Below are 23,177 nucleotides of genomic sequence, written 5' to 3'. Positions count from 1 at the left end.
CGTGATGTTGACCCGTCGTGACGGAGCGGAATGTCGTTCGTGGACAGGAGCGAGGAAGGAACGGGGCTTTGCCCCCGTGACGGACGAGCGACGACGCCACGGACGACATTCCGCCCGCCGCGCAGCGGTTGTCCTGAGCCGCCCGCCGGACGTCGTCGCGCCGCTTGCATGGGCTACCAGCCCGCGCTGCGCGCCGCTCCTCGCCGACGAACGGCTCAGGACAATCACGACGGGTCAACACCACGTCATCCCGCTCTAGCACGGTGTTCGGCCACCGGCGGAAGGACGCGACGACCCATGTCCTTGCGCACCGGTTGCCGACGGACGCAGCACGCGGCGACCATGGTGCCCGCTGCGGAAATTTTCGTTCGATCTTCCGTCGGGGCGAGGGATAGAGCGCAGGGACACGTATTCGCTTCGGGGATACGACCTGGCAGAATGCTTCTAAGTTATTACAAACAAACGTCTTTTTTGTTTGACCTGTATATACAGTTGATGCTTCATCCCGTTCCGTCGCATAATGATCGATGGGGGGACATATCATGAAGCTCGTACCGGCGCTGCTTGCCGCCACCTTCCTCGCCACCGTTCCGGCAGCCGCGCAGACGGTCGATCCGGCTGCCGGCCAGGGCGCGGACCCGTCCGATCGGGATCCGGGCGACATCACCGTCACCGGCAGCCGTATCCGGCGACAGGACATCGCCGGGGTCGGCCCCGCCACCGTCGTGTCCGCCGAGCAGATCGAGAACACCGGCATCGTCAATGTCGAGACGCTGCTCCAGCGGCTGCCCGCCAATGCGGGTTTCGCCGGGAACCAGACCTCCGCCTACTGGACCGGCAACGGCTATGGCACGGCGCAGGTCAACCTGCGGGGCCTCGGCATCAAGCGCACGCTCGTGCTGCTGAACGATCGTCGGCTGGTGGCGGGGGGCACGGGGGCGAACTCCTCGCCCGACCTCAACATGATCCCGGTCGCCGCGCTGGCGCGGACCGACGTGCTGAAGGACGGGGCATCGGCGATCTATGGTGCCGATGCGATGGCGGGGGTGGTCAACCTCGTCACCCGTACCGATTATGACGGGATCGGCATCGGCGCGCGCAGCGGCATCACCGCACGCGGCGACGGCGGCGATTATGTCGTCGACCTGCTCGTCGGCAAGCGGGGCGATCGCGGCGGTTTCCTCGCCGCCGCGACCTATCAGAAGACCGAACCGGTCAACATGGCGTCGCGCGCGCCCTGTTCGCTGTCGGAGACGGTGCCGGGCACCCTCGCCTGCGTCAACAGCGCCGCGACGATCGGCGGACGCGCGGTGCTGCCGAACGGGCAGCAGATCAACTTCAACCAGGTGCCCGGCGGCAACGGCAATTTCTTCGAGCCGTACAGCGCCGCCCGGCACAATTTCAACTCCAACCCGTTCCTCTACGCGGTCAGCCCGATCGAGCGCATCTCCACCGCCGTCTTCGGCGACTATGCCCTGACCGACGGCGTCGAGGCGTACGGCGAGTTCCTCTACACCCACCGCCGGTCGGACCAGATCGCCACGCCGGGCACGCTGCGCAACCTCGCGATCGCGGCCACCAATCCGACCAACCCGACCGGCCAGAACCTCGTGCTCGTCCAGCGTCGCCTCGCCGAGCCGGGGCCGCGCCAATTCTATCAGCGGACGGACACGTGGCAGGGCACGCTCGGCCTGCGCGGCAAGCTGGCCAACGACTGGGCGTGGCAGGTCGCGGGCGCCTACGGCCGCAATACCGCGATCGACGGCTCGACCAACGTCGCCAATCTCCAGCGGGTGGGCCTGTCGCTCGACACGACGCGGTGCAGCCTCGCCGCCGGGGCGACGATCCCGTGCGCCGATTATCTGGGCTTCGGCGACCTGACGCCGCAGGTGCTCGACTATATCCTGTTCACCTCGCGCGATACCGGCGGCAATTCGCTGCTGTCGATCACGGCGGACCTCGACGGCGATCTGTTCCGCCTGCCCGCCGGGGCCGTGTCGTTCGCGACCGGCGTCACCTATCGCGCGGAGAAGGGCTGGCGGAACCCCGATCCGCTGACCGTCGCCGGGATCGCCAACACCAACCAGCAATCCCCGATCTCGGGCACGACCAAGGCGAAGGAAGCCTATCTCGAACTGTCGGTGCCGGTGCTGGCGGACACGCCGTTCTTCCGCGCGCTGACGCTGGACGGGGCAGTGCGCTATTCCGACTATGACCTGTTCGGCGGCGACTGGAACTACAAGGTCAGCGCCGACTGGACCGTCACGGACGGGCTGCGCCTGCGCGGCACCTATGGCACCGGCTTCCGCGTGCCGAACGTGCCCGAGCTGTTCGGCGGCGTTTCCGAAGGCAATCTCACCACGACCGATCCGTGCAGCCGCTACGGGGCGAGCAGCAACGCGACGCTGGTCGCCAACTGCCGCGCCTCGGGCGTGCCCGCCAATTATGTCCAGCTCGGCACCACGATCCTGACCACGGTCGGCGGCAACCAGAACCTCCAGCCCGAGACGTCGAGGAGCTGGACGGTCGGCACCGTGGTCCAGCCGCGCGGGATCGTGCCCGGCCTCTCGCTCACCGCCGACTGGTTCGACATCGACATCGACGGGGCGATCCGCGCCATTCCGGGGTCGACCAAGCTGGCGGTCTGCTATGCCAGCGCCAATCTCTCCAGTCCGTTCTGCCGCGATTTCACCCGCAGCACGCTGACCGGCGAGGTCACCCGGCTGTCGGCGCAGCCGATCAACACCGGGCGCGAACGGATGCAGGGCCTCGACCTCGGCCTCGTCTATGCGCGCACGCTCGGCAGCGTGCGGTTGCAGGTCGATCTGAACGCGACCTATCTCGACGAATATGTCGTCGAACCCTTTCCCGGCGGCGCGCCGATCGTGTTCGACGGCCGGATCGGCGGCGGCAACGGCGGATACCCCAAGTGGCGCGGATACGGCGTCGCCACCGCGACGCGCGACGGCGTGTCGCTCACCTGGTCGACGCAGTGGATCGGCAAGGCGCAGGATTTCAACGCCGCGCCGACCATGATCGGATACCGCACCCCCGACACCTTCTACCACAACGTCCAGGTCGCGTTCGCGGTGGACGCGCGCACGCGGTTCCAGATCGGCGCGGACAATATCCTCGATACGGGAGCACCCTATATCCGCAGCTTCACCGACGGCAACACCGACACCATGACCTACGACCTGCTGCGCCGCCGCTTCTACGCTGGCTTCCGGACGGCGTTCTGAGCGTGGCGGCGATCCGATGGCCGCTGACCGTCCGGCGGGTCCACAAATGGCTGGCGCTGCTGGTCGGGGTGCAGGTGCTGCTGTGGACCGCGACCGGATTCTACATGGTCGTGATCCACATCGACACGATCCATGGCGACTATCTGGTCAGGGCAGTCCCTGCGCCAACGATCCCGACGGCGGGGCTGCTGCCTCCCGGCCGCATCGCGGCGGCCGCGCCCGGTGCCACCGAAGTGCGTCTCGGCCAGCGGCTGGGCACGCCGATCTGGCGGGTCGAGGGCCGGGGCGGGATCGCCGCCTATGACGCGCGGACCGGCGCACCCCTTGCCGAGCTGACCGGGCCGGAGGTCCGCCGCATCGCCGCCGCCCTGTATGCGGGCGACGCGCCGATCGTGCGCGCGACCCGGCTGACCGCCCCCGTGCAGGAACTGGGCAAGCGCAAGCCGCCCTATTGGCAGGTCGAGTTCGCGGGCTGGAACCGGCCGACGCTCTACATCGCGCCGCTGACCGGGGAGCTGGTCGCCAAGCGGCACCTGCTCTGGCGCGTGTTCGACTTCGCGTGGATGCTGCACATCATGGACTATGACGCGCGGACCGATGTGAACAACCCGCTGCTGCGCGTCGCCACGTGGAGCGCGTTCGCAATGGCGATCAGCGGCGCGTGGCTGCTGTTCTGGTCCTTCCCGTGGCGCAAGAAGCGGAGGGCGAAGCCATGAAGCGCAGCCGTCTGTCGCCGGTGCTCTTCCGCCGGGTCCATAAATGGGTAGGGCTGATCCTCGGGCTGCAGTTCGTGCTGTGGGCGCTGAGCGGGTCGATGATGGCGCTGCTCGATGCCGATGCCGTCGGCGGACACGATGGACCGGCGGTGCATGCGATGCCGGTGGCGACGGCGGGGCTGGTCGATCCGGCGACGCTGCTCGGCGGGCGCGCCGTCGCCGGGCTGGCGCTGCGCGATCTGGCGGGCCGACCGGCCTATGCGATCACCGACGCGGCGGGCACCCGCCTGTACGACGCGGCGACGGGACGTCGCATCGCCGTCGATGCCCGGCTCGCGACCGCGATCGCCACCGGCGGCGCGGCGGCGCGGGTCGAAGGGGTGTCGTTCCTGTCGAAACCCAATCTGGAAGCGCGGGACCATGACGGTCCGATGTGGCGCGTCGACCTGCGCGATGCGGAACATAGCAGCGTCTATGTCTCGGCGACGAGCGGACGTCACCTCGTCACCCGCGGCGATACGTGGCGGACGTGGGACTTCTTCTGGATGCTGCACAACATGGACTATCTGCACCGCAGCAGCTTCAACCACCCGCTCATCGTCTTCGTCGCCTTCGGCGTGCTGTGGCTGTCGGGCACCGGCTTCTACCTGCTCTTCAAGAGCTTCCGGAAGAACGACTTCCGCTGGATCACGCGCCGGGGCCGGCGGCGCGCGGGACGCGCAATGACATAGGAAAGTGCCGTTCGTGCTGAGTAGGGACTGAGCGCAGGCGAAGGCCCGTATCGAAGCACCGCGCATGGGCGGTCCTTCGATACGCCGCTTCGACAGGCTCAGCGGCTACTCAGCACGAACGGCTGCGCCTGACGTCATCACACCCTATCCCGCGCCGACCACGAAACCGGCGGTCAGTTCGTAGCGGTCGGCGGGGTGGGTCAGCACGGCGTGCGACACCAGCCGACCGCCGCTCCACGTCCGCCGGACCATGACCAGCACCGGCGCGCCCGGCGGCATGCCGAGCAGCCCCCGCACCGCATCGTCGGGCATCCGCGCGAGCACGCGATGCTCGACCCGCTCGATCGGCGCGACCCGCGTGAGATATTCGTTGGGCGTCGACCGGTTGAAGTCCTGCCCGCCATAGCCCGGCGCGGCATCGGCGAGCACCACCCGCTCCTCCAGCTGCAACGGAAACTCCGCCTCGTGGTGCACGATCAGGCTGTGGAAGACCGCCGTGCCGACCGCGACCCCCAGCAACGCGGCACTCGCCTCGTCCGCGCCGAGCGCCGTGTTGCGCAGCACCCTCGGCCGATAGCCGTGGCCGCGCGAGCGGACTTCCTCCGCGATGTTGCGGATTTCGATCAGATGGCCGATCGGCTTGGTTTCGGCGACGAACGTGCCCGACCCCGGACGGCGCACCAGCACCCCCGCGGCGGTCAGTTCGCGCAGCGCCCGGTTCGCGGTCATCCGCGACACGCCGAAGCGCGCGACGATCTCGGATTCGGAGGGCACCCGGTCGCCGGTGGACAGCCGCCCGCGGCGCACGTCGTCGAGGATCGAATCCTTGATCTCGCGGTAGCGGGGCGAGGCCCCGTCCGCGTTCCCGCCCGCATCAGCCATCGCGGCTGTATATACGTCTCCCCGTCCGGTGCCACGCGCGATGTGGCGACGGCACCGTACCGCCGCCGCACGGACACGCGCCGATCAGCCGATGGTGAAGGCGTGGGTACCGGTGACGCGGTGCGTATCGGCGCCGACCACCGCCCAGTCGATGCGGTAGCTGCCCGCGGGCAACGGCCGCGCGCTGGTCACGACCAGCATCTTTCCGTCCGGCGAGACTGCGGTGGTGACGCCGGTCATCTTCATGTCGGGATGGTTCGCCATCCCCGGCATGCCGGTCATGACCAGCGTCGCCGTCGACCCCCTGGGGTCCACCCGCTCGCTGAACACCAGCCGCACCGTGCCGGTCTTCGCCACGGTCGCGCCCGCGGCGGGCGATCCGGACAGCAGCTTCGGGTGCGCGAGGGCGGGCGACGCCCCCATGGCAAGCGCGGTCAGGACGAGCAGGTGGCGGAACGACATCGAAATCTCCTATTCCCTATTCCGGCGACATACGCACCGGACGCCGCCGCCCCTCACGGCCACGATCGATGAGGGATCGGCACCGAGGATGCGTAGGAACGGAGCGGACGGGAAGAACGAACGATGGACATGGATCTCGACAGCGCGCTTGGCCGCATCGCCGGGCAGCAACCCCACCCCGGTCTCGACGGGCTGGAGGATCGCGTCCTGACGCACATCGCCGGGCAGCCCGCGCGCACGACGGCCGCGCAGACCACCTTTGCCGGGGCGGCCTTCGCGCTGCTGCTGGGGGTGGGCAGCGTGACCTATCCCGCGCCCGGGGCAGGCGCGCGGGACGCGGCGTTCGTCGGCGTTCCCGGCCCGCTCGCCCCCTCGACGCTGCTGCTGGGGGCGGAATGAGCGCGGCGCGGCTGCTGCTGACCGCGCTCGTCGTGTTCCTCACCGCCGTCGCCGGCGTCTTCGTCGGGCGGCACCTGTTTCCCGCAGGCGCGCGCCCGACCGGCGAACTGCATGCCCTGCTGCACGAGCAGATCGATCTCGATCCCGAGCAGGACCGGCAGCTCCATGCGCTCGAACAGCGCTTCGCCGGTCGCCGCCACGCGCTGGAGGCCGCGATGCGCGCCGAGAATGCGAACCTCGCGCGCGCCATCGGGGCCGAGCACCGCATCGGCCCGCAGGTCACCGCCGCGATCGACGCATCGCACCGCACGATGGGCGAGCTCCAGAAGGAGACGCTGGCCCATGTCTTCGCGATGCGCCGCCTGCTCCGCCCCGATCAGGCCGCCACGTTCGATGCCGCCGTCAGGAAGGCGCTGACCGAAGAAGCGCGGTGATTACCGGCTTCGCCGACCACAGCGACGGCGAACTCGCGCGCCGCGCCCACGCGGGCGACGCCGCCGCCTTCGCCGAGATCGTCCGCCGCTACAAGCAGCCGCTGCACCGGACGGTGGCGCGCCTGACCGGCGACGAGGACGAGGCGGTCGATATCGTGCAGGACGCCTTCATCGCCGCCCATGCATCGATCGCGCGGTTCGATGCCGCGCGATCGATGCGGACGTGGCTCACCCGCATCGCGGTCAACAAGGCGCGCGACTGGCGCCGCCGCCGGATCGTGCGCCGCTTCGTCTCGGCGATACTGCCCGACACGGCGGTCGAGGTACCCGACGACATGCCCGCGATCGACGATGCGGCGGCGGACCGGGCCGAGCTGCGCCGGGTGGAGGCCGCCATCGCCCGCCTGCCCGCGACCCTGCGCGAGGTGCTGGTGCTGCGCACGATCGACGGGCTGACCCAGGCCGAGGTCGGCGAGGCGCTGGGGGTCAGCGACAAGACGGTCGAGACCCGGCTCTACCGCGCGCGCGCGAAACTGCGGGCCGACCTTGGCCGCTGACGCCGTTGCCGATAGCGGCACTCCCCGGAAAACCGATGCCTTTGCCGAGGGATCGGCGCATCTCCCGCGTATCCCGTTCGACAGCCTCTTGCCGGAATCCCGATGACCCCTTCGCTCGACCGCCGCAGCCTGCTCCGCGGCTCCATCGCCCTTGGCGGCACCGCCGCACTGTCGGCATGGCTGCCCGCCTGGGCGCAGCCGGTATCCGCCGGGATCGTACGCCCGCTGCCCACCGTCTCGGGCGAGGATATCCGCCTGCGCATCGCGCACCAGAGGATGACGATCGACGGTCGCGAGAGTCACGCCATCGGCATCAACGGCACCGTGCCCGCCCCGCTGATCCGCCTGCGCGAGGGGCAGACGGTGCGCCTGCACGTCGAGAATGCGCTGGACGAGGACAGTTCGATCCACTGGCACGGGCTGATCGTGCCGTTCCACATGGACGGGGTACCCGGCGTCAGCTTCCCCGGCATCCGCCCCCGCTCCACCTTCACCTATGAATTCCCGATCGTGCAGTCGGGCACCTACTGGTACCACAGCCATTCGGGGTTGCAGGAGCAGCTCGGCCATTACGGCCCGATCGTGATCGACCCCAAGGGCGCGGACCCGGTCGCATCGGACCGCGAGCATGTGATCCTGCTGTCCGACCACAGCCCGATCCATCCCCACATCCTGTTCAAAAAGCTGAAGCAGCAGGGCGGCTATTTCAATTTCCAGAAGCAGACGCTTGCAGGGCTGCTCGCGGGTCGGGACCAGTCGGCGAAGCAACGGCGCGAATGGGGCGCGATGCGGATGGACCCGACCGACGTCGCCGACGTGACCGGCAGCACCTATACCTATCTCGTCAACGGCCATGGGCCGCGCGACAACTGGACCGGGCTGTTCCGTCCGGGCGAGCGCGTGCGGCTGCGGCTCGTCAACGCATCGGCGATGACCACCTTCAACCTGCGCATTCCGGGGCTGCGCATGACGGTGGTGCTGGCCGACGGCCTGGCGGTGCGCCCGGTCACGGTGGACGAGTTGCAGATCGCCGTCGCCGAAACCTATGACGTGATCGTCCAGCCGACCGACGCGCGCGCCTATACGATCGTCGGCGAGAGCGTCGACCGGTCGGGGCTCGCGCGCGCCACGCTCGCGCCGCGCGCGGGGATGGCCGCCGCCGTACCGCCGCTGCGGCGGCGCCCGCTGGCCGACATGCAGGACATGGGCATGGGGGCGATGGGGGGCATGGACCACGGTGCCATGGGCCATGCCACCCCGGCAGCCGCGCCCGCCGCCCCCTGTCCGCCCGAACATGCCGCGATGGGGCACTGCCCCCCTGCCGCGACGCCGGGAGTGCCCGTCCCTGCGCCCTCGTCGGCCATGCAGCATTCGATGCGCGACTTCCGCGCCGCGCCCGGGGTGAAGAAGACGCCGACCGTCCAGACCATCTCGCCGATGCCCGTCGACCGCATGGGCGAGCCGGGCCAAGGGCTGGCGGACGTCGGCCACAAGGTGCTGGTCTATACCGACCTGATCGCGGTCGACCGCAACCCGGATGTCCGCGCGCCCGACCGCAGCCTGCGCATCCACCTGACCGGCAACATGGAACGCTATATGTGGGCGTTCGACGGCGAGAAGCTGAGCGAGGTGACGAAGCCGATCCCGTTCCTGAAGGACGAGCGGGTCCGCGTCACGCTGGTCAACGACACGATGATGGGCCACCCCATCCACCTGCACGGCCATTTCTTCGAGCTGGTCACGGGCAAGGGCGAGTTCGCGCCGCGCAAGCACACGATCCAGGTCCAGCCGGGCGGCACCGCCACCTTCGACGTGACGACCGACGCGGTCGGCGACTGGGCGTTCCACTGCCACATGCTGTACCACATGCATGCGGGGATGATGCAGGTCGTGTCGGTGCGACCGCGCGGGGGAGACGCGGCATGAAGACGATGCTCCTCGCCGCGACCGGCGCGATCGCGCTCGCCGCCGCCGCCGCCGCCGCGCCCGCGATGGCGCAGACGATGGATCATGCGCAGCACATGCCGGGCATGCGGATGCCCGCGCCCGCCGCGACGCCGCGCCCCGCCCCGCGCAAGGCGGCGAAGGCACCGGCGCGAAAGGCAGTGAAGCCTGCGGACCGCCCCGCCGTCCGACGTCCGCAGGCCGCGCCCGGCGGCGCGACGGACGCCGCCTGTGCGCCCGAACACGCCGCCATGGGGCATTGCACCCCGGACGCGGGCGCATCGCCTGCGCCGCCCGTCGCCGACCCCGACTGCCCGCCCGAACATGCGGCGATGGGCCATTGCACGCCCAAGGCCCCGCCGCCGCCCGACCCGTCGCAGCCGACGGGAACCGGCGGCACCGCGCTGGCGGCCGGGAACGCCCCGGCCCCCGCCGCGCCGGATGCCGATTATGCCGACCGCGTCTGGGGGCGCGATGCGATGGCCCCGGCGCGCGACCTGCTGCGCCGCGAGCATGGCGGCATGGCCTTCTCGCAACTGATCTTCAACCTCGCCGAGGTGCAGTTCGCCCGCGGGCGCGACGGATATCGCTGGGACGGCGAATTCTGGTACGGCGGCGACATCCACCGGCTGACGCTCAAGAGCGAAGGCGAAGGCAGCTTCGGCGCGCCTGCCGGGGGCGAGGTCCAGGCGCTCTACAGTCGCGCGATCGGCCCCTATTTCAACCTTCAGGCAGGCGTGCGGCAGGATGTCGCGCCGGGTGCCGACCGGACCTATGCGACGATCGGGTTCGAGGGGCTGGCCCCCTATTGGTTCGATGTCGAGGGTGCGCTGTTCCTGTCGGACCGGGGCGACGTGCTGGGCCGCCTCGAGGGATATTACGACCAGCGGATCACCCAGCGGCTGATCCTGCAACCGCGCGTCGAATTGAACCTGTCGGCGCAGGACGTGGCGTCCGCCGCGCTGGGAGCGGGCGTGACCGATGCGGAGGCGGGCCTTCGCCTGCGCTACGAGATCGCCCGCGAATTCGCGCCCTATCTCGGCGTGTCATGGGAGCGGCAGTTCGGCGACACCGCGCGCTATGCCAGGGGAGCGGGCGAGGACACCGGCGGCTTCGCGCTGGTAGCGGGCATCCGTACGTGGTTCTGACACAGGCCGGTACCGCTCTGATCCGGCTTTGCTGGATCAGACTCCAGGCGTTCGATCGCCGCCACCGGACCGTGCTCCCGCGAAGGCAGGAGCGCAGTGCCGCGAACGCTGGTCCACGCGGCCCTGGGTCCCCGCCTTCGCGGGGACACGGCGTCGGTTCGACGCTGACGCATCGAGCGCTGATCCCTCTGCCTGCCATCCGCGGTTGCCCGCGCGTCACACGTCCAGATTGGCGACGTTCAGCGCATTTTCCTGGATGAAGTCGCGCCGCGGCTCGACCACGTCGCCCATCAGCCGGGTGAAGATGTCGTCCGCCACCTCGGTCTGCTCGATCGTCACGCGCAGCATCGAGCGGTTGGCCGGATCGAGCGTGGTTTCCCACAGCTGCTCGGCGTTCATTTCGCCCAGCCCCTTGTAGCGCTGGATCGACAGGCCCTTGCGCCCGCTGGCGAGGATCGCGTCGAGCAGCTGGCTCGGCCGCGCGACGGCGGTTTCGCCCTTCTGCACGGCGGCGGGAGCATCGCCCTCCTCGCCGTCGCTCTCGGCGGCGGCGCTGCGCGCGCTGACCAGCTTCGACACGCCGGTGTAGCTCGCCGCCTCTTCCGCCGCGAGGCCATGGAGCTTGCGCCCCTCTGCCGACGTCAGGAACGCCGCCTCGATCGCATGGGTATCGGTCACGCCGCGCCAGCGCCGCTGGAACTGGAGGCCGCCGTCCTCGGTCAGCCGTGCCGACCACGCCGCCTCGCTATCGGTGCGGTCGAGCCGCGCGACCGCGTCCTGCAACCGCGCGGCCCGCACATCGGCATCGATCGCGGGATCGAGCACGCCCGCCAGCGCCAGCACCTCGACGATCGCCGGATCGTAGCGACGCGGCACATAGCGCATCAGCGTCCGCATCCGCCGGGCATGGCCGAGCAGCGCCTTCAGATCGTCGCCGCTGCGCGCGCCCGCCGGCGTCTCCAGCACCTGCGCCGCGACGCCCGCCTCGACCAGATATTCGTCGAGCGCGTTGTCGTCCTTCAGATACACCTCGGACCGGCCCTTGGTCGCCTTGTACAGCGGCGGCTGGGCGATGTAGAGGTGGCCCGCCTCGATGATCTCCGGCATCTGGCGGTAGAAGAACGTCAGCAGCAGCGTGCGGATATGCGCGCCGTCGACGTCGGCGTCGGTCATGATGACGATCTTGTGGTAGCGCAGCTTGGCGAGGGTGAAGTCGTCGCGGATGCCGGTGCCCAGCGCGGTGATGATCGTCCCGATCTCGCGGCTGGCGAGCATCCGGTCGAACCGCGCGCGCTCGACGTTCAGGATCTTGCCGCGCAGGGGCAGGATCGCCTGGAAATGGCGGTCGCGGCCCTGCTTGGCCGATCCGCCCGCCGAATCGCCCTCGACGAAGAACAGTTCGGACTTGGCGGGATCGCGCTCCTGGCAATCGGCGAGCTTGCCGGGCAGCGAGGCGATGTCCATCGCGCCCTTGCGCCTGGTCAGCTCGCGCGCCTTCTTCGCCGCCTCGCGCGCTGCCGCCGCGTCGATCACCTTGGTGATGATCGCCTTGGCATTGGCCGGATTCTCTTCCAGATAATCGGCCAGCTTGTCGGCCATCAGCGCTTCGAGCGGCTGACGCACCTCGGACGAGACGAGCTTATCCTTGGTCTGGCTGCTGAACTTGGGGTCGGGCAGCTTGACCGAAACGATCGCGGTCAGCCCCTCGCGCATGTCGTCGCCGGTGAGGCTGACCTTCTCCTTCTTCAGCATGCCCGACTTGTCGGCATAGCTGTTGAGGGTGCGCGTCAGCGCGGCGCGGAACGCCGCCATGTGCGTGCCGCCGTCGCGCTGGGGGATGTTGTTGGTGAAGGCGAGGACGTTTTCGTAATAGCTGTCGTTCCACTCCAGCGCGACGTCGATGCCGACGTCGTCGCGGAAACCGGTGATCGCGATCGGCTCGGGCATCAGCGGGTTCTTGGTGCGGTCGAGATACTTCACGAACGCGGCGATCCCGCCCTCGTAGAACAGCTCGACCTCGCGCTGCTCCTCGTGCCGCGCATCGACCAGCACCAGCCGCACACCGGAGTTGAGAAACGCCAGCTCGCGGAAGCGGTGCTCCAGCTTGTCGAAGTCGAACTCGGTGATCTTGAACGTGTCGGGGCTGGGCAGGAAGGTGACGCGCGTGCCCCGCTTGTCCGACGGCCCCACGACCTTCAGCGGCGCCTCGGCATCGCCGCGGCGGAAGCGCATGAAATGCTCCTGCCCGTCGCGCCAGATCGTCAGGTCGAGGAAGTCGCTGAGCGCATTCACCACCGACACGCCCACGCCGTGCAGCCCGCCCGATACCTTGTAGGCATTGTCGTCGTTGGTGTTCTCGAACTTTCCGCCGGCATGCAGCTGGGTCATGATGACCTCGGCCGCCGACACGCCTTCCTCGCTGTGGATGCCGGTCGGGATGCCGCGGCCGTTATCCTCGACCGAAACCGATCCGTCGGCGTTCAGCGTGATGAGGATGCGGTCGCAATGCCCGGCCAGCGCCTCGTCGATCGCATTGTCGCTCACCTCGAACACCATGTGGTGGAGGCCCGAGCCGTCGTCGGTGTCGCCGATGTACATGCCGGGACGCTTGCGGACCGCGTCCAGCCCCTTCAACACCTTGATCGAGTCCGCGCCGTAATCGTTCTGATTGGGGTTCGTTGCCATAGCAATCATATAGGGTTGCGACGCGCCAAACTAAAGCGAAACCAGCACCCGCTTGGGGCCCGCCGTTTCGGACGGACAATGAACGGGAGCTAACAGGCGCATTCAGTATCGGCTCAAGCGAATCGGCGCATACCCCATTTCACGGACGGAGCTTCCGTCACACGGATTTGAGGGAGAAGACCCATGTTCAAGAAGCTGACCCTTGCCACCGCCGCGCTCGCCACCGTCGCGACCGGCGTCGCCGCCCCCACCGCCGCCTCGGCGCAGAGCTGGCGCGGGGACCGCTATGAGCGGGACTATCGCGACGGGCGCGGCTATCGCGAATATCGCGGCGATCGCGGCTATTACAACGACCGCAACTATCGGAACCGGGCGCGCGGCTGCGAGAACGGCGACGGCGGCACGGTGATCGGCGCGATCGCGGGCGGCCTGCTCGGCAACCAGGTCGGCGGGCGCGGCAACCGCCTGCTCGGCACGATCCTCGGCGGCGGCGTCGGTGCGCTGGCGGGCCGGGCGATCGATAAGGCGGACGCGCCGCGCTACTGCCGGCGCTAACGGCTGATCCGCTCACGCGGATGCGGTGCCGGTCCGCTCCCCCACTGTAGGGTGACAAGACCTCGTTGAGTGGTGGTCCCAGGCGGGATTAGGCGGGATTGGCCGGGATCAAGTGGCCTTCAACGGCGGAAATCTGGGCTTTTCGATGCGCCTCGCAGGCGGGCCGATCGTACCGCCCGTGTCTGTAGTGGTGGGCCATTCCGGGGCGTTCCGGACAAGACCGCTTTTAGTGCGGGGCCGGTCAGAAGTCCGGCCCCTATGTGCCTCTCAATGGCTTCTTACCGTGGGTTTCGGGGCGTTTCGTGTGGCCGAACGATCGTCGGTGTCCCCGTGACCCGCTTGCCGAACCGGGACCTGCCGTCCGCCGGTCGTTCCGGAGGTTGGACCGGCGATTGGCAGGCGGGAAGTGGGACCGTTTTTCAGGCCGCGACCTGTGCCTGGGCATGGAGCCAGCGGACGGCCAGATCGGTGCGGCGTTCGATCGGCAGTTCGCCGCGTTCCATTCGGCCGATCGACGATACGGCCATGTCGAGCGCGGTAGCCAGATCGCCCTGGGTCATGCCCATCGCCTTGCGGAGCGTGCGGAGTTCGGCGGGTTGCATCGTCATCTCCTGTCCCTTATTCTTGACCTATCCCCGCCCCCGGTTGCAGCCGAGGGCGGGGGGTTTCGTTACTTGACGGTGATTTCGAGGACCTTCACCTCGAAGCGCCAAATCCGAAACCGGATCACGAAGTGCATCGTGGTTCCTTTCGGTCTGTCAGCGGGCTGGGGCACCTTACCTTCGCCGTCTGACCAGAGAATAATAGCGCGTCACGCTCTATCCTGCAAAGGAAAAGAGCGTGACGCGCTATTTTTATTGGTCAGAAATCGACGACTGCGGCTTGTTTCGCGAAGTCGTGTGTTTTGAATTGGAATGTGGCTTCGGCGAGCGGCCCCGTTTCGGAACGGAATATCGCCTTGCCATCTGCAAAACACCAGACACGGACTTTCACAAGACGCATACCTTCCGAGGCGGTCATCACCTGATCGTTCTTGCGCTCGCAAGGGGTACCATATCGCTGCACCAGTGCGGCTTCGATCACGTCACCGTCTGCACGCGAGAACCTTGCCTCAAGCGCGTACAATCCTTCCCGACTAAACACCGCCCCGATCCGGCGGGCCTTCACGCCTGCCATGCTATTGTCTGCAAAGGTGCAAACCTTGCCAGAGGCTGTTGAGGCGCAGTCCTTGAGCCTAGCATCATCTGAGCGATACGCTGCCTTTGCGCGCCAGTCGCGAAAGGTAAAATCCGGCAGCGGCGTGGGCAACAGGGTCATTGCCACCAACAGCGTCATCATTCGCAGGCAACTCCGTTGCGGTTGCGGTCGAGGTTCAGCGAGTAGTGCGGGGATCCCTCGCGCATCGGCGCGACACCGGCGGCTCGTGCCTCCGCGCACGATCGGAACCGCTTACTTTGCGCTGGCGCTTGCGTTGCTACTGGCTTCGGTGATGGGGGCTTAGCTGGCGATGCTGTCTGCGCCATCAACGCTCCAAACACGGCCAAAAGGATTAGCATTGCTATCGCACCTGCACGATGGGCCGGGCTACGATGCGGCCGATTGGAAATATTGTCGGCGTTGGATCAGCCAAGCTCACGCTCAACTTACCGACCCAGTATTCGCCAGCGTTATCGATGTAGACACTTTCAGAACGCACTACAGAATATCGGCCGATGAACATTCGTTCGGTATCCGCCTCACGCCATATGCATAGATGGCGATCATGCAGTTCATGGGGCGCGATATCTCGACAAAGCAGCTTGTCGCCTTCGATAAGGTCGAGCGGTGGGTAATCGCATGGCGCACCGGTCATCCACAGATCGCTCGCGGTTCCAGCGGTAGCGTTCAACCAGTCCTTACGCATCGGCGTCGTACGTACTGGTTCACCCTTGCTACCGTCCGTCATCGTCGAGAGATCAAAGGTGGGGACGGCGACCCAATCGGCGTCGAGGGCGTCCGTTAACCGTCCCCGTATGGGTTCGCGGACGCCTTCCACCAAGAACCTTGCATCGGTTTCGAGAAGGTCTGCCAGTCTGAACAAAAGCGGAGCTGGCGGAATACGATCCCCATTCCAGTATCTTGCGAACGTGCCGCGAGTGAGACCTAGCTCCTCAGCTAAGCCTGCCGAACTCTTCCCGACCGCTCCCGCACGGATACGCACCCGTACCCCAAAAGCCTTGGCTACCCCTTGACCGTCCCCGTCCGGGGACATACTGTCTCCATTCGGAACAATCTTTCGAGCTGGAGAGCTAGTCATGGGGGCGGCCCCTCACCCAGAAGACATCAAGGCGGCGATCCGTAAGCGCTTCAGAACTATAGCGGCGTTTGAGCGGTCGGCCGGACTGCCCAAGCGCAGCGTCAAGGATGTGCTGCGCGGGCGCTCCAGGCCAACGGTGGCGCGGGCGATTGCCGATGGGATTGGCAAGCCAGTCCACAAGCTGTTCCCGAATAGGTTTAAGGCCCCGCATGGGGACTCGCTTAGCACCGCGTCGCCGCCGTTGCACCGCAAACTTTCGGGTGGCGAACAATGAGCGCCGTTGGTCCGAAGGTCGTCGGGCAGCTTATCGAGCTGGACCCCGATCAGATCGATGCGAGTAAGCGGCTGCTGCCGCTGGACCCGGCTTGGGTCGATGCAATCGGCCTGCTGATGAAAACGGACGGCCAGCTGACGCCGATTGAGGTCTGTCGCCTGCCGGGGCGCACCGATTACACTCTGGTTGTCGGCGGCCATCGCCATGCCGGTGCTGCAAAATATGGCCTGAAGTTGCGCGCCGAAGTCGTGACCGCTGATGCAATGGCACGGCGCCTTCGTGAAGCCAGCGAGAACGTCAATCGCCGGAACCTCGCCCCGCTGGATAGGGCGAAGGCCATTGCCGAGATGGTCGCGGTCCAGAAGATTGCTGCCGGGCTTGCTCCTGACCAAGACGGTCGAGCCGCTTCAGCGAACGCGCGGTGGCAGGAATGCATCGAACGGGAGGCAGAGGATGCAACGGCAACGTTTGCCGTTGCATACGGCTGGGCCGATAATGTTGGCGCAACGGTTGGGCTTGCGGCGCGCACCGTTCGCGACGATTTGGCGCTGCTGCGCCGCATTCCCACTTCTATCGTCGAAGCTCTGCGCCGCAAGGACCACCCCGCGTTTCACAACGCGGCACAGCTGAAGGCGCTGGCCGGGCTGGACCCCGAAGAACAGCAACATGTGCTGGGCCTGCTGATCCACGCGAACGCGAAGATCGCTGGCGCGCCGTTCGACAAGGTGACGGATGCCATCACGGCAATGCGCGGCAAGGAACCGCCGCGCCCCGACGCCAAGCGGCTGAACGCCTTCACCGGGGCGTTCGCGCGGATGGCCCCGGCGGAAAAGAAGGGGGCGCTGGCAGAGCTGTCGCACCGGCTGCCCGCCGGGTTCCGGATCGTGGAGGGCAAGGAAGCGCAGGCCAAGCCCGCCTTCCCGGCCAAGCACGCCGAATACCGCGAAGACACGCTGGAGGCGATCGACGCCATCCGCGAGCTGATCGAAGGGCTGCTGGAAGACGAGGTCCTGGACGACGAGCGGCACAGTGCGCTCGCCAGTGCCGCGACGCGCCTGCACGTCGCCCGGCTGACCATCGCGGGCAACGGTTTCCAACTGGGGGATGATGCATGACCTACGGGGCAGAGCAGCGCGACGACCTGCGCGCGGTGCAGCGCGCGGTGCGCGACAATGTGACGGTGTCCGAAGCGCGGGTGCGGATCGCCCGCGATGCGTATCTGTTCGACGCGACGCCGGTCCGCGCGACGCCCCGGCCCCGGTCGGTGCGGGCGCTGGTCGGGCTGGCGGGCCTGTCCGCCGTCCTGTGGATCGCGGCGATCGGTGCGGCCTGCGCCAGCGGCAGCGTGGTCACGCTGCTGGTCCGGTCGATGTTCTTCGTCGTCGGCGTCGCGGTCGTCGTATCGATCGTCCGCGACGTGCGGACCGCGATCCGGTGGTGGCGGCGATGAGTAACGTGCGGGCAGCACCCGCATGGCTGACCGGCGCGGTCGTGGATCGCGTGCAGGCGGGGATCGATCAGGCCGTGTCGCGCCGCGCCCTGCGCCAGATCGGGCTGACCTACGACGAGATCGTGCAGGTCGAGCGCATCGCCGCTGTACGGGCCGTGCGGCCCGAGGTTGCAGCTGCGGATATGATCCGCGCCGCGATCGTCGCGGTCGAGTGCGGTGGCTGGGAGGTCCGGCCATGCGCCGGGTGATCGATCAGGCGCTGTGCGACCGTGCGGCGCTGCTGGCGCGTGCCCATCCGCTGGGCACGGTGGCGGCGATCCTGAAGCTGCACCCATCGCAAGTCACCCGGATGCGCAAGCGCGGATGGCAGGCGGCGGACCATCGGTCGATGTTCCGCGCCCGGCCGACCGACTTCGCCATCCTGTCGGCTCGCATGACCTGGGGCGAACTCACGGCGCACTATCGCTGCGGCAATTCGACGCTGGCGCGGTGGTTCGCGGAAACGCCGGGGCGGCGGGCATCCATGAAGGGCGCGGCGCTGACCAGGGCGGGTCGAGCGGCGCGGGCGGCGCGCGGTTGATGCGCCCGAACCCCGGCCATCTTCCCCAGGACGCCATCGGCAAGCGCGTGCGCGTGCTGCTGGCGAATGGCCGGGAGGGATCGACCGATCCCAATCCCATGACGCCGTCCGGCTGGGCGGCGGACGGCAAGAACGGGTGCCGCTGGTCGCTGACCGGCAGCCCGTTCGACATCGCAGAGTATGAGGTGATCGCGTGATCGGGGGCGAGTGGTACACGGCGGCGGAGCTGGCGGACATGAAGCTGCCCGGCCTGTCGTCGGCGAAGCGCAAGATCAACGACCGCGCCGCCGCCGATGGCTGGGCGTGCGCGACGGACAAGTTGGGGATGCCGCTGGCGCGGCGGCGCGCGGGGCGCGGCGGCGGGTATGAATACCACGTCTCGCTGCTGCCCTCCGCCGCGCGGGCCGATCTGGCGCGGCGCGGGGTCGCGGTGGAAGCCGCGGCGAACGACGCCGCGCCGATCGCGGCAGGCTGGGACTGGCTGGCGCGGCAGTCGGATGCGGTGCGCGGAGAGGCGTCGCGGCGGCTGGCCGTGCTGGAGCAGGTCGACGTGCTGGAGGCGTCGGGCATGTCGCGATCGTCGGCGGTGGCGGCGGTGGCGCATTCCGAGGGGTGCAGCGCGCAGACGATCTGGAACTGGCTGAAGCTGATCCGGGGCGTCGCGGCTGCCGACCGCCTGCCCGCGCTGGCTCCGCGCCGCGCAGGCGGCGGCAAGGAAACCGATGTCGATCCCGACATCTGGCAGGCGTTGTTGTCGGATTACCTGCGGCTGTCGAAGCCCAGCTGGTCGACGTGTATCGAACGGACGGCGATCCCGCTGGCGCTGGCGAAGGGCGTCCTGCTGCCGCACGCGCGCACGCTGTGGCGCAAGTTCGAGAAGGAAGTGCCGCCGCAGGTGGTGAAGCTGCGCCGGGAGGGCGAAGAGGCGCTGCGGCGGATGCTGCCCGCGCAGATACGGTCGGTGGCCGACCTCCACGCGATGCAGATCGTCAATATCGACGGGCATCGGTGCGATGTGTTCGTGCGGTGGCCGGATGGGACGATCGCGCGCCCGACAATGATCGCGATCCAGGATGTCTATTCGAGGAAGTTCCTAGCGTGGCGGCACGCGCTGACCGAGGACATGGTCACGGCGCGTCTGGTGTTCGCCGACCTGTTCAAGACATGGGGCATCCCGTCCGGCGTGCTGTCGGACAACGGGCGCGCCTTCGCGTCCAAGTGGCTGACCGGCGGTGCGAAGACCCGCTTCCGGTTCAAGGTCCGGGACGAGGACCCGGTAGGCGTGCTGACCGCGCTGGGGATCACGATCCATTGGGCAAAGCCGTATCGCGGCCAGTCGAAGCCGATCGAACGCGGGTTCCGCGACTTCTGCGACGCCATCGCCAAGCACCCCGCTTTCGAGGGGGCCTATACCGGCAACAGCCCAATGGCGAAGCCGGAGAACTACGGCTCCAAGGCCGTCGATCTGGATGTGTTCCTCAAGGTCTGGAACGCCGGGGTGGCGGCGCACAACGCGCGCCCTGGTCGTCGCACCGAAATGGGCCGGGGCCGGTACAGCTTCGATACCGTGTTCGCGGAAAGCTACGCACGGTCGCCGATCGGCAAGGCGACGGAAGAACAGCTGCGCATCGCGCTGCTGGCGGCGGATCAGGTCAACGTCGATCGGCGCACCTCGACGATCACGCTGGCGGGCAACAAGTATTGGGATGAACGGCTGGTCGATCTGGCCGGGCAGCGCGTCACCGTACGCTTTGATCCCGACGATCTGCACCAAGCCGTCCATGTCTATGACGCGCAGGGCCGCTTCGTCGTGACCGCCGCGATCTGGGGGGCGACCGGCTTCCTGACCATGGGCGACGCCAAGGATCGCCAGCGACTGGAACAGCGGTGGAAGAAGGCGGCGAAGGCGGCGGATGCCGCGCTGGACCTGCTGTCCGCCGACGAGCTGGTGGCCCGGCTGCCCGCCTATGCCGACGACGAAACCCCGCCGGAACCGGCCGTGATCCGCCCGGTGCGGGTGCGCGGGAATACCGCGCTGAAGGCCGCGCCCGCCGCGCAGGTCGAGCCCTTCATGGACCGCTTCGGAGCCGCCGTGTCGCGGCTGAAGCTGGTCGACTGATCCCAAAGAGAGGACCGAAGATGACCCATTCCCCCACCGTCACCGCCGCCCAGGAGTGGCTGATGCGCCACAAGGTCGACACCGGCGCCAGCTGGCAGGTGTTGGCCGAACGGAGCGGCATTGCCCAAGGCACGCTGTCGCAGTTCGGCCCCGGATCGTACAAGGGCGATATGGAAGAGGTCGCCCGTAAGGTGGCGCGCTTCCGCTCCACGGTAGAAGCCCAGGCCGAGCTGGCGCTGGATATGCCGGAGGCTCCGAGGTTCGTGCTGACCAGGACGGCTGCCCATATCAAGCGGCTGCTGACCTGGGGGCATCGCGGAAAGCTGATCGTGATCGCGGGTGGACCGGGCATCGGCAAGACGACGGTGTGCCGCGACTATGCCGCCAATGCATCGAACGTGTGGGTCGCCACTATGTCGGAGAGCACCGCCGGCCTGAACCCCATGCAGATCGAGCTGCTGGCCGCGATGGGCGAGCCGGACGCGAAGGGCGCGCCGCACCAGCTGAGCCGCCGTATCTGCGAAAAGGCCAGGGGTGCCGGTGCGCTTATCATTCTCGACGAAGCCCAGAAGCTGACCGAAAAGGCGGTGGAGGAAGCGCGGAGCTGGCACGACCGGACGGGCGTCGGGCTGGCGCTGGTCGGGAACGATACCGTCCTGTCGCGCCTGGAGGGCGGATCGCGCAAGGCGAACTACGCCCAGCTCTACAGCCGCGTGGACATGCGGATGATCCGTGCCGTGCCTAGCGCGGAGGATGTCGAGCAGATCGCAGCTGCATGGGGTGTCGGCGACGAACGGGAGGTCGCCTATCTGGTGGCGCTGGGCACCAAGCCCGGCGGGCTGCGGTCGGTGACGAAGGTCATGGAGCTGGCGTCGATGCTGGCATTCGACGACGGCGCACGCGATCTGACGCATATCCGCGCGGCCTGGGCGCAGCTCTCGACGCGGCCGGTGGCGGCATGAGCGCGATGCAGCCCGAGGTGGTCGCCGAAATTGTCGCCCAGGCGCTCGCCCGCGTCGCCCGCCGCGCCACGATCCCCGCCTTCAGCAAGATCGCCTTCAAGGATGACGCGGTCGCAATCGAGGCAATCGACGGCAGCTTCTTCATCCTGCGGGTCGAGGTGGCCGATCACATCGCCTTCTACGGGGATCAGGAATGACCAATCCCACCGTCGCGCGGGCGCTGCTGGAGGCGCGCCTGGAGGGCAAGGACAGCGTGAAGCTGACCGAAGCCCAGCGCTGGTTGTCGAACGCTCGCATCGTGTGCGACGGGCGTGAGGTAAGCCGCATCCTGCGGAGCATGGACTTCGAGCGGGCGGGCTGGGCCGACACCGGCTATGACCGCACGCCGCTGTACCGGCGGTCGGCATGAGCGCGCATCCGCTTCTCCCGTCCGTGGAGGACTATATGGCGGAACAGGTCGCCGCGCTGGGTTTCGCCAGCATCGACGAGGTGCTGGCGGTGCCGCCCGCGATGCCCGTGCCGCGTTGGGGCGATCCGATCCGTGTAGGCGAGCGGGTGCATCTCTCGCTCGACTATCTTCAGGCGATGCATCCCGCCGGGCGGCTGTTCATGCAGCGGACTTTCGTGACCAGCGGTCCCGAGGGCAACACCGGCGGCGTCGTTACGGCGCTGGGCGAGGATGGTCTGTACTGGCTCGCTACGGTCGAATGGGACGGTGGTCGCGTCCAGAAGCTGCACGTCGGATCGCTGATCCAGTCGGACCTTCGGCAGAACGAAGCGATCCGGTTCCACGCGGGACGGGAGGGCGACGCGCTATGACCGCGCTGCTGAAGGCAATCCACGCCACCCGACGCGATCTGGCTATCGACGACGACGACTATCGCGCGGTGTTGCAGCGGGTGACGGGCAAGCGGTCGGCCAAGGACCTGGACGATCGCCAGCGCCGAGCGGTGCTGGACGAACTGCGCCGCCTGAGCGGCAAGCCCCGGCGCGGGCTGGACGGACCCTATGCGTCCAAGTTGGTGGCGCTGTGGCTGTCCGCCTGGAACCTGGGCATCGTGCGCAAGCGCGACGACGGCGCGCTGATCGCCTTCGTCGAGCGGCAGACGGGGATCGACCATGTCCGCTGGTTGCGTGAGCCGCGTGACGCCGCGCGCGCCATCGAGGGGCTGAAGGCGTGGATCGCGCGGGAGGCCGGGGTGGAGTGGCCGGCGACGCAGGATGTCGCGGCGACGAAGCAAGCCGTGATTGATGCGCAGCGTCGCATGCTGGGCGATCCGCCGACGATCACCAGTGCGCCGCTCGACACGACGATCGCGGTGCTGGGGCGTCGCGTGCGGAAGCTGGTGCCATGATGCAGCTGCCCGGCGTGCTGGCGACGATCGCCGAAGTCGCCAGCGTCGAGGCCGCGCTGGAGCTGGCGAAGGTGCGCGGGGGGACGCAGGTCTATTTCCCCGCCGTGCCCGCCAACGATCACTGGCTATGCCGCCTGATCGGCCGACCGGAAGCCAGGGCGGTGTGCGAACGGCTGTGCCAGGGCTTCGCCGGGATGCGGGTAGACATCCCGCTGGGGCCGACCGGCCGGGCGGCGCGCGGTCGCGATCAAGTCGATACCATGCTGCGCGAAGGGCGGTCGGAGCGTGACATCGCGTTGGCTACGGGATACACCGCCCGCGCGATCCGCCGCCGCCGCGCCGCACTGGCGATCGTCAAGCAGGACCGGCAACTCTCGCTGTTCTGA

Annotated in this window: 29 protein-coding genes and 1 pseudogene; 22 read left to right on the top strand and 8 right to left on the bottom strand. The window is 68.2% G+C overall.

Annotation, left to right across the window (positions count from 1 at the left end):
- Positions 1-542 precede the first annotated feature (542 nt).
- Genes ABLE43_RS09695 through ABLE43_RS09685 form a run of 3 tightly spaced genes read left to right on the top strand, consistent with a single transcriptional unit; the run spans position 543 to position 4,689 of the window.
- Positions 543-3,242, top strand: coding sequence for a TonB-dependent receptor domain-containing protein (locus tag ABLE43_RS09695; RefSeq protein WP_348978292.1), 2,700 nt, complete (start codon positions 543-545; stop codon positions 3,240-3,242).
- 2 nt (positions 3,243-3,244) lie between these two features.
- Entirely contained in the window at positions 3,245-3,958 is a 714-nt protein-coding gene (locus ABLE43_RS09690; protein WP_348978291.1) for a PepSY domain-containing protein, read from the top strand.
- The gene (locus ABLE43_RS09685; protein WP_348978290.1) at positions 3,955-4,689 is read left to right on the top strand and encodes a PepSY domain-containing protein; all 735 of its coding nucleotides are present in this window, start codon (positions 3,955-3,957) and stop codon (positions 4,687-4,689) included. The genes ABLE43_RS09690 and ABLE43_RS09685 overlap by 4 nt, the downstream gene beginning before the upstream one ends.
- A gap of 144 nt (positions 4,690-4,833) precedes the next feature.
- Here the strand turns inward: ABLE43_RS09685 and hutC are convergent, their stop codons facing one another.
- Positions 4,834-5,571: a histidine utilization transcriptional repressor HutC gene (hutC, locus tag ABLE43_RS09680; protein ID WP_348978289.1), complete on the bottom strand. Its 738-nt coding sequence runs from the start codon at positions 5,569-5,571 to the stop codon at positions 4,834-4,836.
- An 84-nt stretch (positions 5,572-5,655) separates the two neighbouring features.
- On the bottom strand, positions 5,656-6,033 hold the full coding sequence (gene copC, locus ABLE43_RS09675) for a copper homeostasis periplasmic binding protein CopC (protein ID WP_348978288.1): 378 nt from the start codon (positions 6,031-6,033) through the stop codon (positions 5,656-5,658).
- A gap of 123 nt (positions 6,034-6,156) precedes the next feature.
- On the opposite strand from copC, the gene ABLE43_RS09670 reads away from it, so the two are divergent.
- From ABLE43_RS09670 to ABLE43_RS09650, 5 genes are all read left to right on the top strand, one after another.
- Positions 6,157-6,432, top strand: coding sequence for a hypothetical protein (locus tag ABLE43_RS09670; protein WP_348978287.1), 276 nt, complete (start codon positions 6,157-6,159; stop codon positions 6,430-6,432).
- Positions 6,429-6,866, top strand: a complete 438-nt coding sequence (locus ABLE43_RS09665) for a periplasmic heavy metal sensor (protein ID WP_348978286.1) — start codon at positions 6,429-6,431, stop codon at positions 6,864-6,866. Before ABLE43_RS09670 ends, ABLE43_RS09665 begins: the two co-directional genes overlap by 4 nt.
- On the top strand, positions 6,863-7,423 hold the full coding sequence (locus tag ABLE43_RS09660) for an RNA polymerase sigma factor (RefSeq protein ID WP_348978285.1): 561 nt from the start codon (positions 6,863-6,865) through the stop codon (positions 7,421-7,423). Before ABLE43_RS09665 ends, ABLE43_RS09660 begins: the two co-directional genes overlap by 4 nt.
- 102 nt (positions 7,424-7,525) lie before the next feature.
- The gene (locus ABLE43_RS09655) at positions 7,526-9,349 is read left to right on the top strand and encodes a copper resistance system multicopper oxidase (protein ID WP_348978284.1); all 1,824 of its coding nucleotides are present in this window, start codon (positions 7,526-7,528) and stop codon (positions 9,347-9,349) included.
- Between the two features lie 5 nt (positions 9,350-9,354).
- Entirely contained in the window at positions 9,355-10,515 is a 1,161-nt protein-coding gene (locus ABLE43_RS09650) for a copper resistance protein B (RefSeq protein ID WP_425475251.1), read from the top strand.
- Positions 10,516-10,731: 216 nt separating this feature from the next.
- Here the strand turns inward: ABLE43_RS09650 and gyrB are convergent, their stop codons facing one another.
- Positions 10,732-13,200 (bottom strand): DNA topoisomerase (ATP-hydrolyzing) subunit B, encoded by a 2,469-nt coding sequence (gyrB, locus tag ABLE43_RS09645; RefSeq protein WP_348978282.1) that lies wholly within the window; start codon positions 13,198-13,200, stop codon positions 10,732-10,734.
- 183 nt (positions 13,201-13,383) lie between these two features.
- Here gyrB and ABLE43_RS09640 point away from each other — a divergent pair, with 183 nt between their 5' ends.
- Positions 13,384-13,755, top strand: a complete 372-nt coding sequence (locus ABLE43_RS09640) for a glycine zipper 2TM domain-containing protein (RefSeq protein WP_348978281.1) — start codon at positions 13,384-13,386, stop codon at positions 13,753-13,755.
- A 419-nt stretch (positions 13,756-14,174) separates the two neighbouring features.
- Here ABLE43_RS09640 and ABLE43_RS09635 read toward each other — a convergent pair whose 3' ends face one another.
- From ABLE43_RS09635 to ABLE43_RS23180, 5 genes and pseudogenes are all read right to left on the bottom strand, one after another.
- A complete protein-coding gene (locus ABLE43_RS09635; protein WP_348978280.1) occupies positions 14,175-14,363 on the bottom strand; it encodes a helix-turn-helix domain-containing protein in 189 nt (62 codons plus the stop codon).
- 253 nt (positions 14,364-14,616) lie between these two features.
- Complete coding sequence (locus ABLE43_RS09630) at positions 14,617-15,093, bottom strand: hypothetical protein (RefSeq protein ID WP_348978279.1); 477 nt, start codon at positions 15,091-15,093, stop codon at positions 14,617-14,619.
- Positions 15,090-15,158, bottom strand: coding sequence for an excalibur calcium-binding domain-containing protein (locus ABLE43_RS23185; RefSeq protein WP_425475250.1), 69 nt, complete (start codon positions 15,156-15,158; stop codon positions 15,090-15,092). The genes ABLE43_RS09630 and ABLE43_RS23185 overlap by 4 nt, the downstream gene beginning before the upstream one ends.
- Positions 15,159-15,313: 155 nt before the next feature.
- A complete protein-coding gene (locus ABLE43_RS09625) occupies positions 15,314-15,790 on the bottom strand; it encodes a hypothetical protein (protein ID WP_348978278.1) in 477 nt (158 codons plus the stop codon).
- 24 nt (positions 15,791-15,814) lie between these two features.
- A pseudogene (locus ABLE43_RS23180) lies at positions 15,815-16,006 on the bottom strand (helix-turn-helix transcriptional regulator); the annotation flags it as partial.
- 43 nt (positions 16,007-16,049) lie between these two features.
- Here ABLE43_RS23180 and ABLE43_RS23175 point away from each other — a divergent pair.
- Genes ABLE43_RS23175 through ABLE43_RS09565 form a run of 13 tightly spaced genes read left to right on the top strand, consistent with a single transcriptional unit; the run spans position 16,050 to position 23,177 of the window.
- A complete protein-coding gene (locus ABLE43_RS23175) occupies positions 16,050-16,325 on the top strand; it encodes a helix-turn-helix domain-containing protein (protein WP_425475247.1) in 276 nt (91 codons plus the stop codon).
- Positions 16,322-17,440, top strand: coding sequence for a ParB/RepB/Spo0J family partition protein (locus tag ABLE43_RS09620; protein ID WP_348978277.1), 1,119 nt, complete (start codon positions 16,322-16,324; stop codon positions 17,438-17,440). Before ABLE43_RS23175 ends, ABLE43_RS09620 begins: the two co-directional genes overlap by 4 nt.
- Positions 17,437-17,775, top strand: coding sequence for a hypothetical protein (locus tag ABLE43_RS09615; RefSeq protein WP_348978276.1), 339 nt, complete (start codon positions 17,437-17,439; stop codon positions 17,773-17,775). Before ABLE43_RS09620 ends, ABLE43_RS09615 begins: the two co-directional genes overlap by 4 nt.
- Entirely contained in the window at positions 17,772-18,023 is a 252-nt protein-coding gene (locus ABLE43_RS09610; protein ID WP_348978275.1) for a hypothetical protein, read from the top strand. Before ABLE43_RS09615 ends, ABLE43_RS09610 begins: the two co-directional genes overlap by 4 nt.
- Positions 18,011-18,355 carry a hypothetical protein gene (locus ABLE43_RS09605; protein WP_348978274.1) on the top strand — a complete coding sequence of 115 codons (345 nt, stop codon included), beginning with the start codon at positions 18,011-18,013 and terminating at the stop codon, positions 18,353-18,355. Before ABLE43_RS09610 ends, ABLE43_RS09605 begins: the two co-directional genes overlap by 13 nt.
- On the top strand, positions 18,355-18,552 hold the full coding sequence (locus ABLE43_RS09600; protein ID WP_348978273.1) for a hypothetical protein: 198 nt from the start codon (positions 18,355-18,357) through the stop codon (positions 18,550-18,552). Before ABLE43_RS09605 ends, ABLE43_RS09600 begins: the two co-directional genes overlap by 1 nt.
- Positions 18,549-20,474, top strand: coding sequence for a transposase domain-containing protein (locus ABLE43_RS09595; RefSeq protein ID WP_348978272.1), 1,926 nt, complete (start codon positions 18,549-18,551; stop codon positions 20,472-20,474). Before ABLE43_RS09600 ends, ABLE43_RS09595 begins: the two co-directional genes overlap by 4 nt.
- Before the next feature lie 20 nt (positions 20,475-20,494).
- On the top strand, positions 20,495-21,436 hold the full coding sequence (locus ABLE43_RS09590; protein ID WP_348978271.1) for an AAA family ATPase: 942 nt from the start codon (positions 20,495-20,497) through the stop codon (positions 21,434-21,436).
- Positions 21,433-21,633 (top strand): hypothetical protein, encoded by a 201-nt coding sequence (locus tag ABLE43_RS09585; protein WP_348978270.1) that lies wholly within the window; start codon positions 21,433-21,435, stop codon positions 21,631-21,633. The genes ABLE43_RS09590 and ABLE43_RS09585 overlap by 4 nt, the downstream gene beginning before the upstream one ends.
- Positions 21,630-21,845: a hypothetical protein gene (locus ABLE43_RS09580; protein ID WP_348978269.1), complete on the top strand. Its 216-nt coding sequence runs from the start codon at positions 21,630-21,632 to the stop codon at positions 21,843-21,845. The genes ABLE43_RS09585 and ABLE43_RS09580 overlap by 4 nt, the downstream gene beginning before the upstream one ends.
- Complete coding sequence (locus tag ABLE43_RS09575) at positions 21,842-22,255, top strand: hypothetical protein (protein WP_348978268.1); 414 nt, start codon at positions 21,842-21,844, stop codon at positions 22,253-22,255. The genes ABLE43_RS09580 and ABLE43_RS09575 overlap by 4 nt, the downstream gene beginning before the upstream one ends.
- Positions 22,252-22,791: a regulatory protein GemA gene (locus ABLE43_RS09570; RefSeq protein WP_348978267.1), complete on the top strand. Its 540-nt coding sequence runs from the start codon at positions 22,252-22,254 to the stop codon at positions 22,789-22,791. The genes ABLE43_RS09575 and ABLE43_RS09570 overlap by 4 nt, the downstream gene beginning before the upstream one ends.
- On the top strand, positions 22,788-23,177 hold the full coding sequence (locus tag ABLE43_RS09565; protein WP_348978266.1) for a hypothetical protein: 390 nt from the start codon (positions 22,788-22,790) through the stop codon (positions 23,175-23,177). Before ABLE43_RS09570 ends, ABLE43_RS09565 begins: the two co-directional genes overlap by 4 nt.

It is taken from the genome of Sphingomonas silueang, from assembly GCF_040049155.1.
In the GTDB taxonomy this organism is placed as follows: Bacteria; Pseudomonadota; Alphaproteobacteria; order Sphingomonadales; family Sphingomonadaceae; genus Sphingomonas; species Sphingomonas silueang.
Note: the sequence above shows the minus strand (reverse complement) of the source record. Positions and strands in the feature narration are given on the sequence as shown.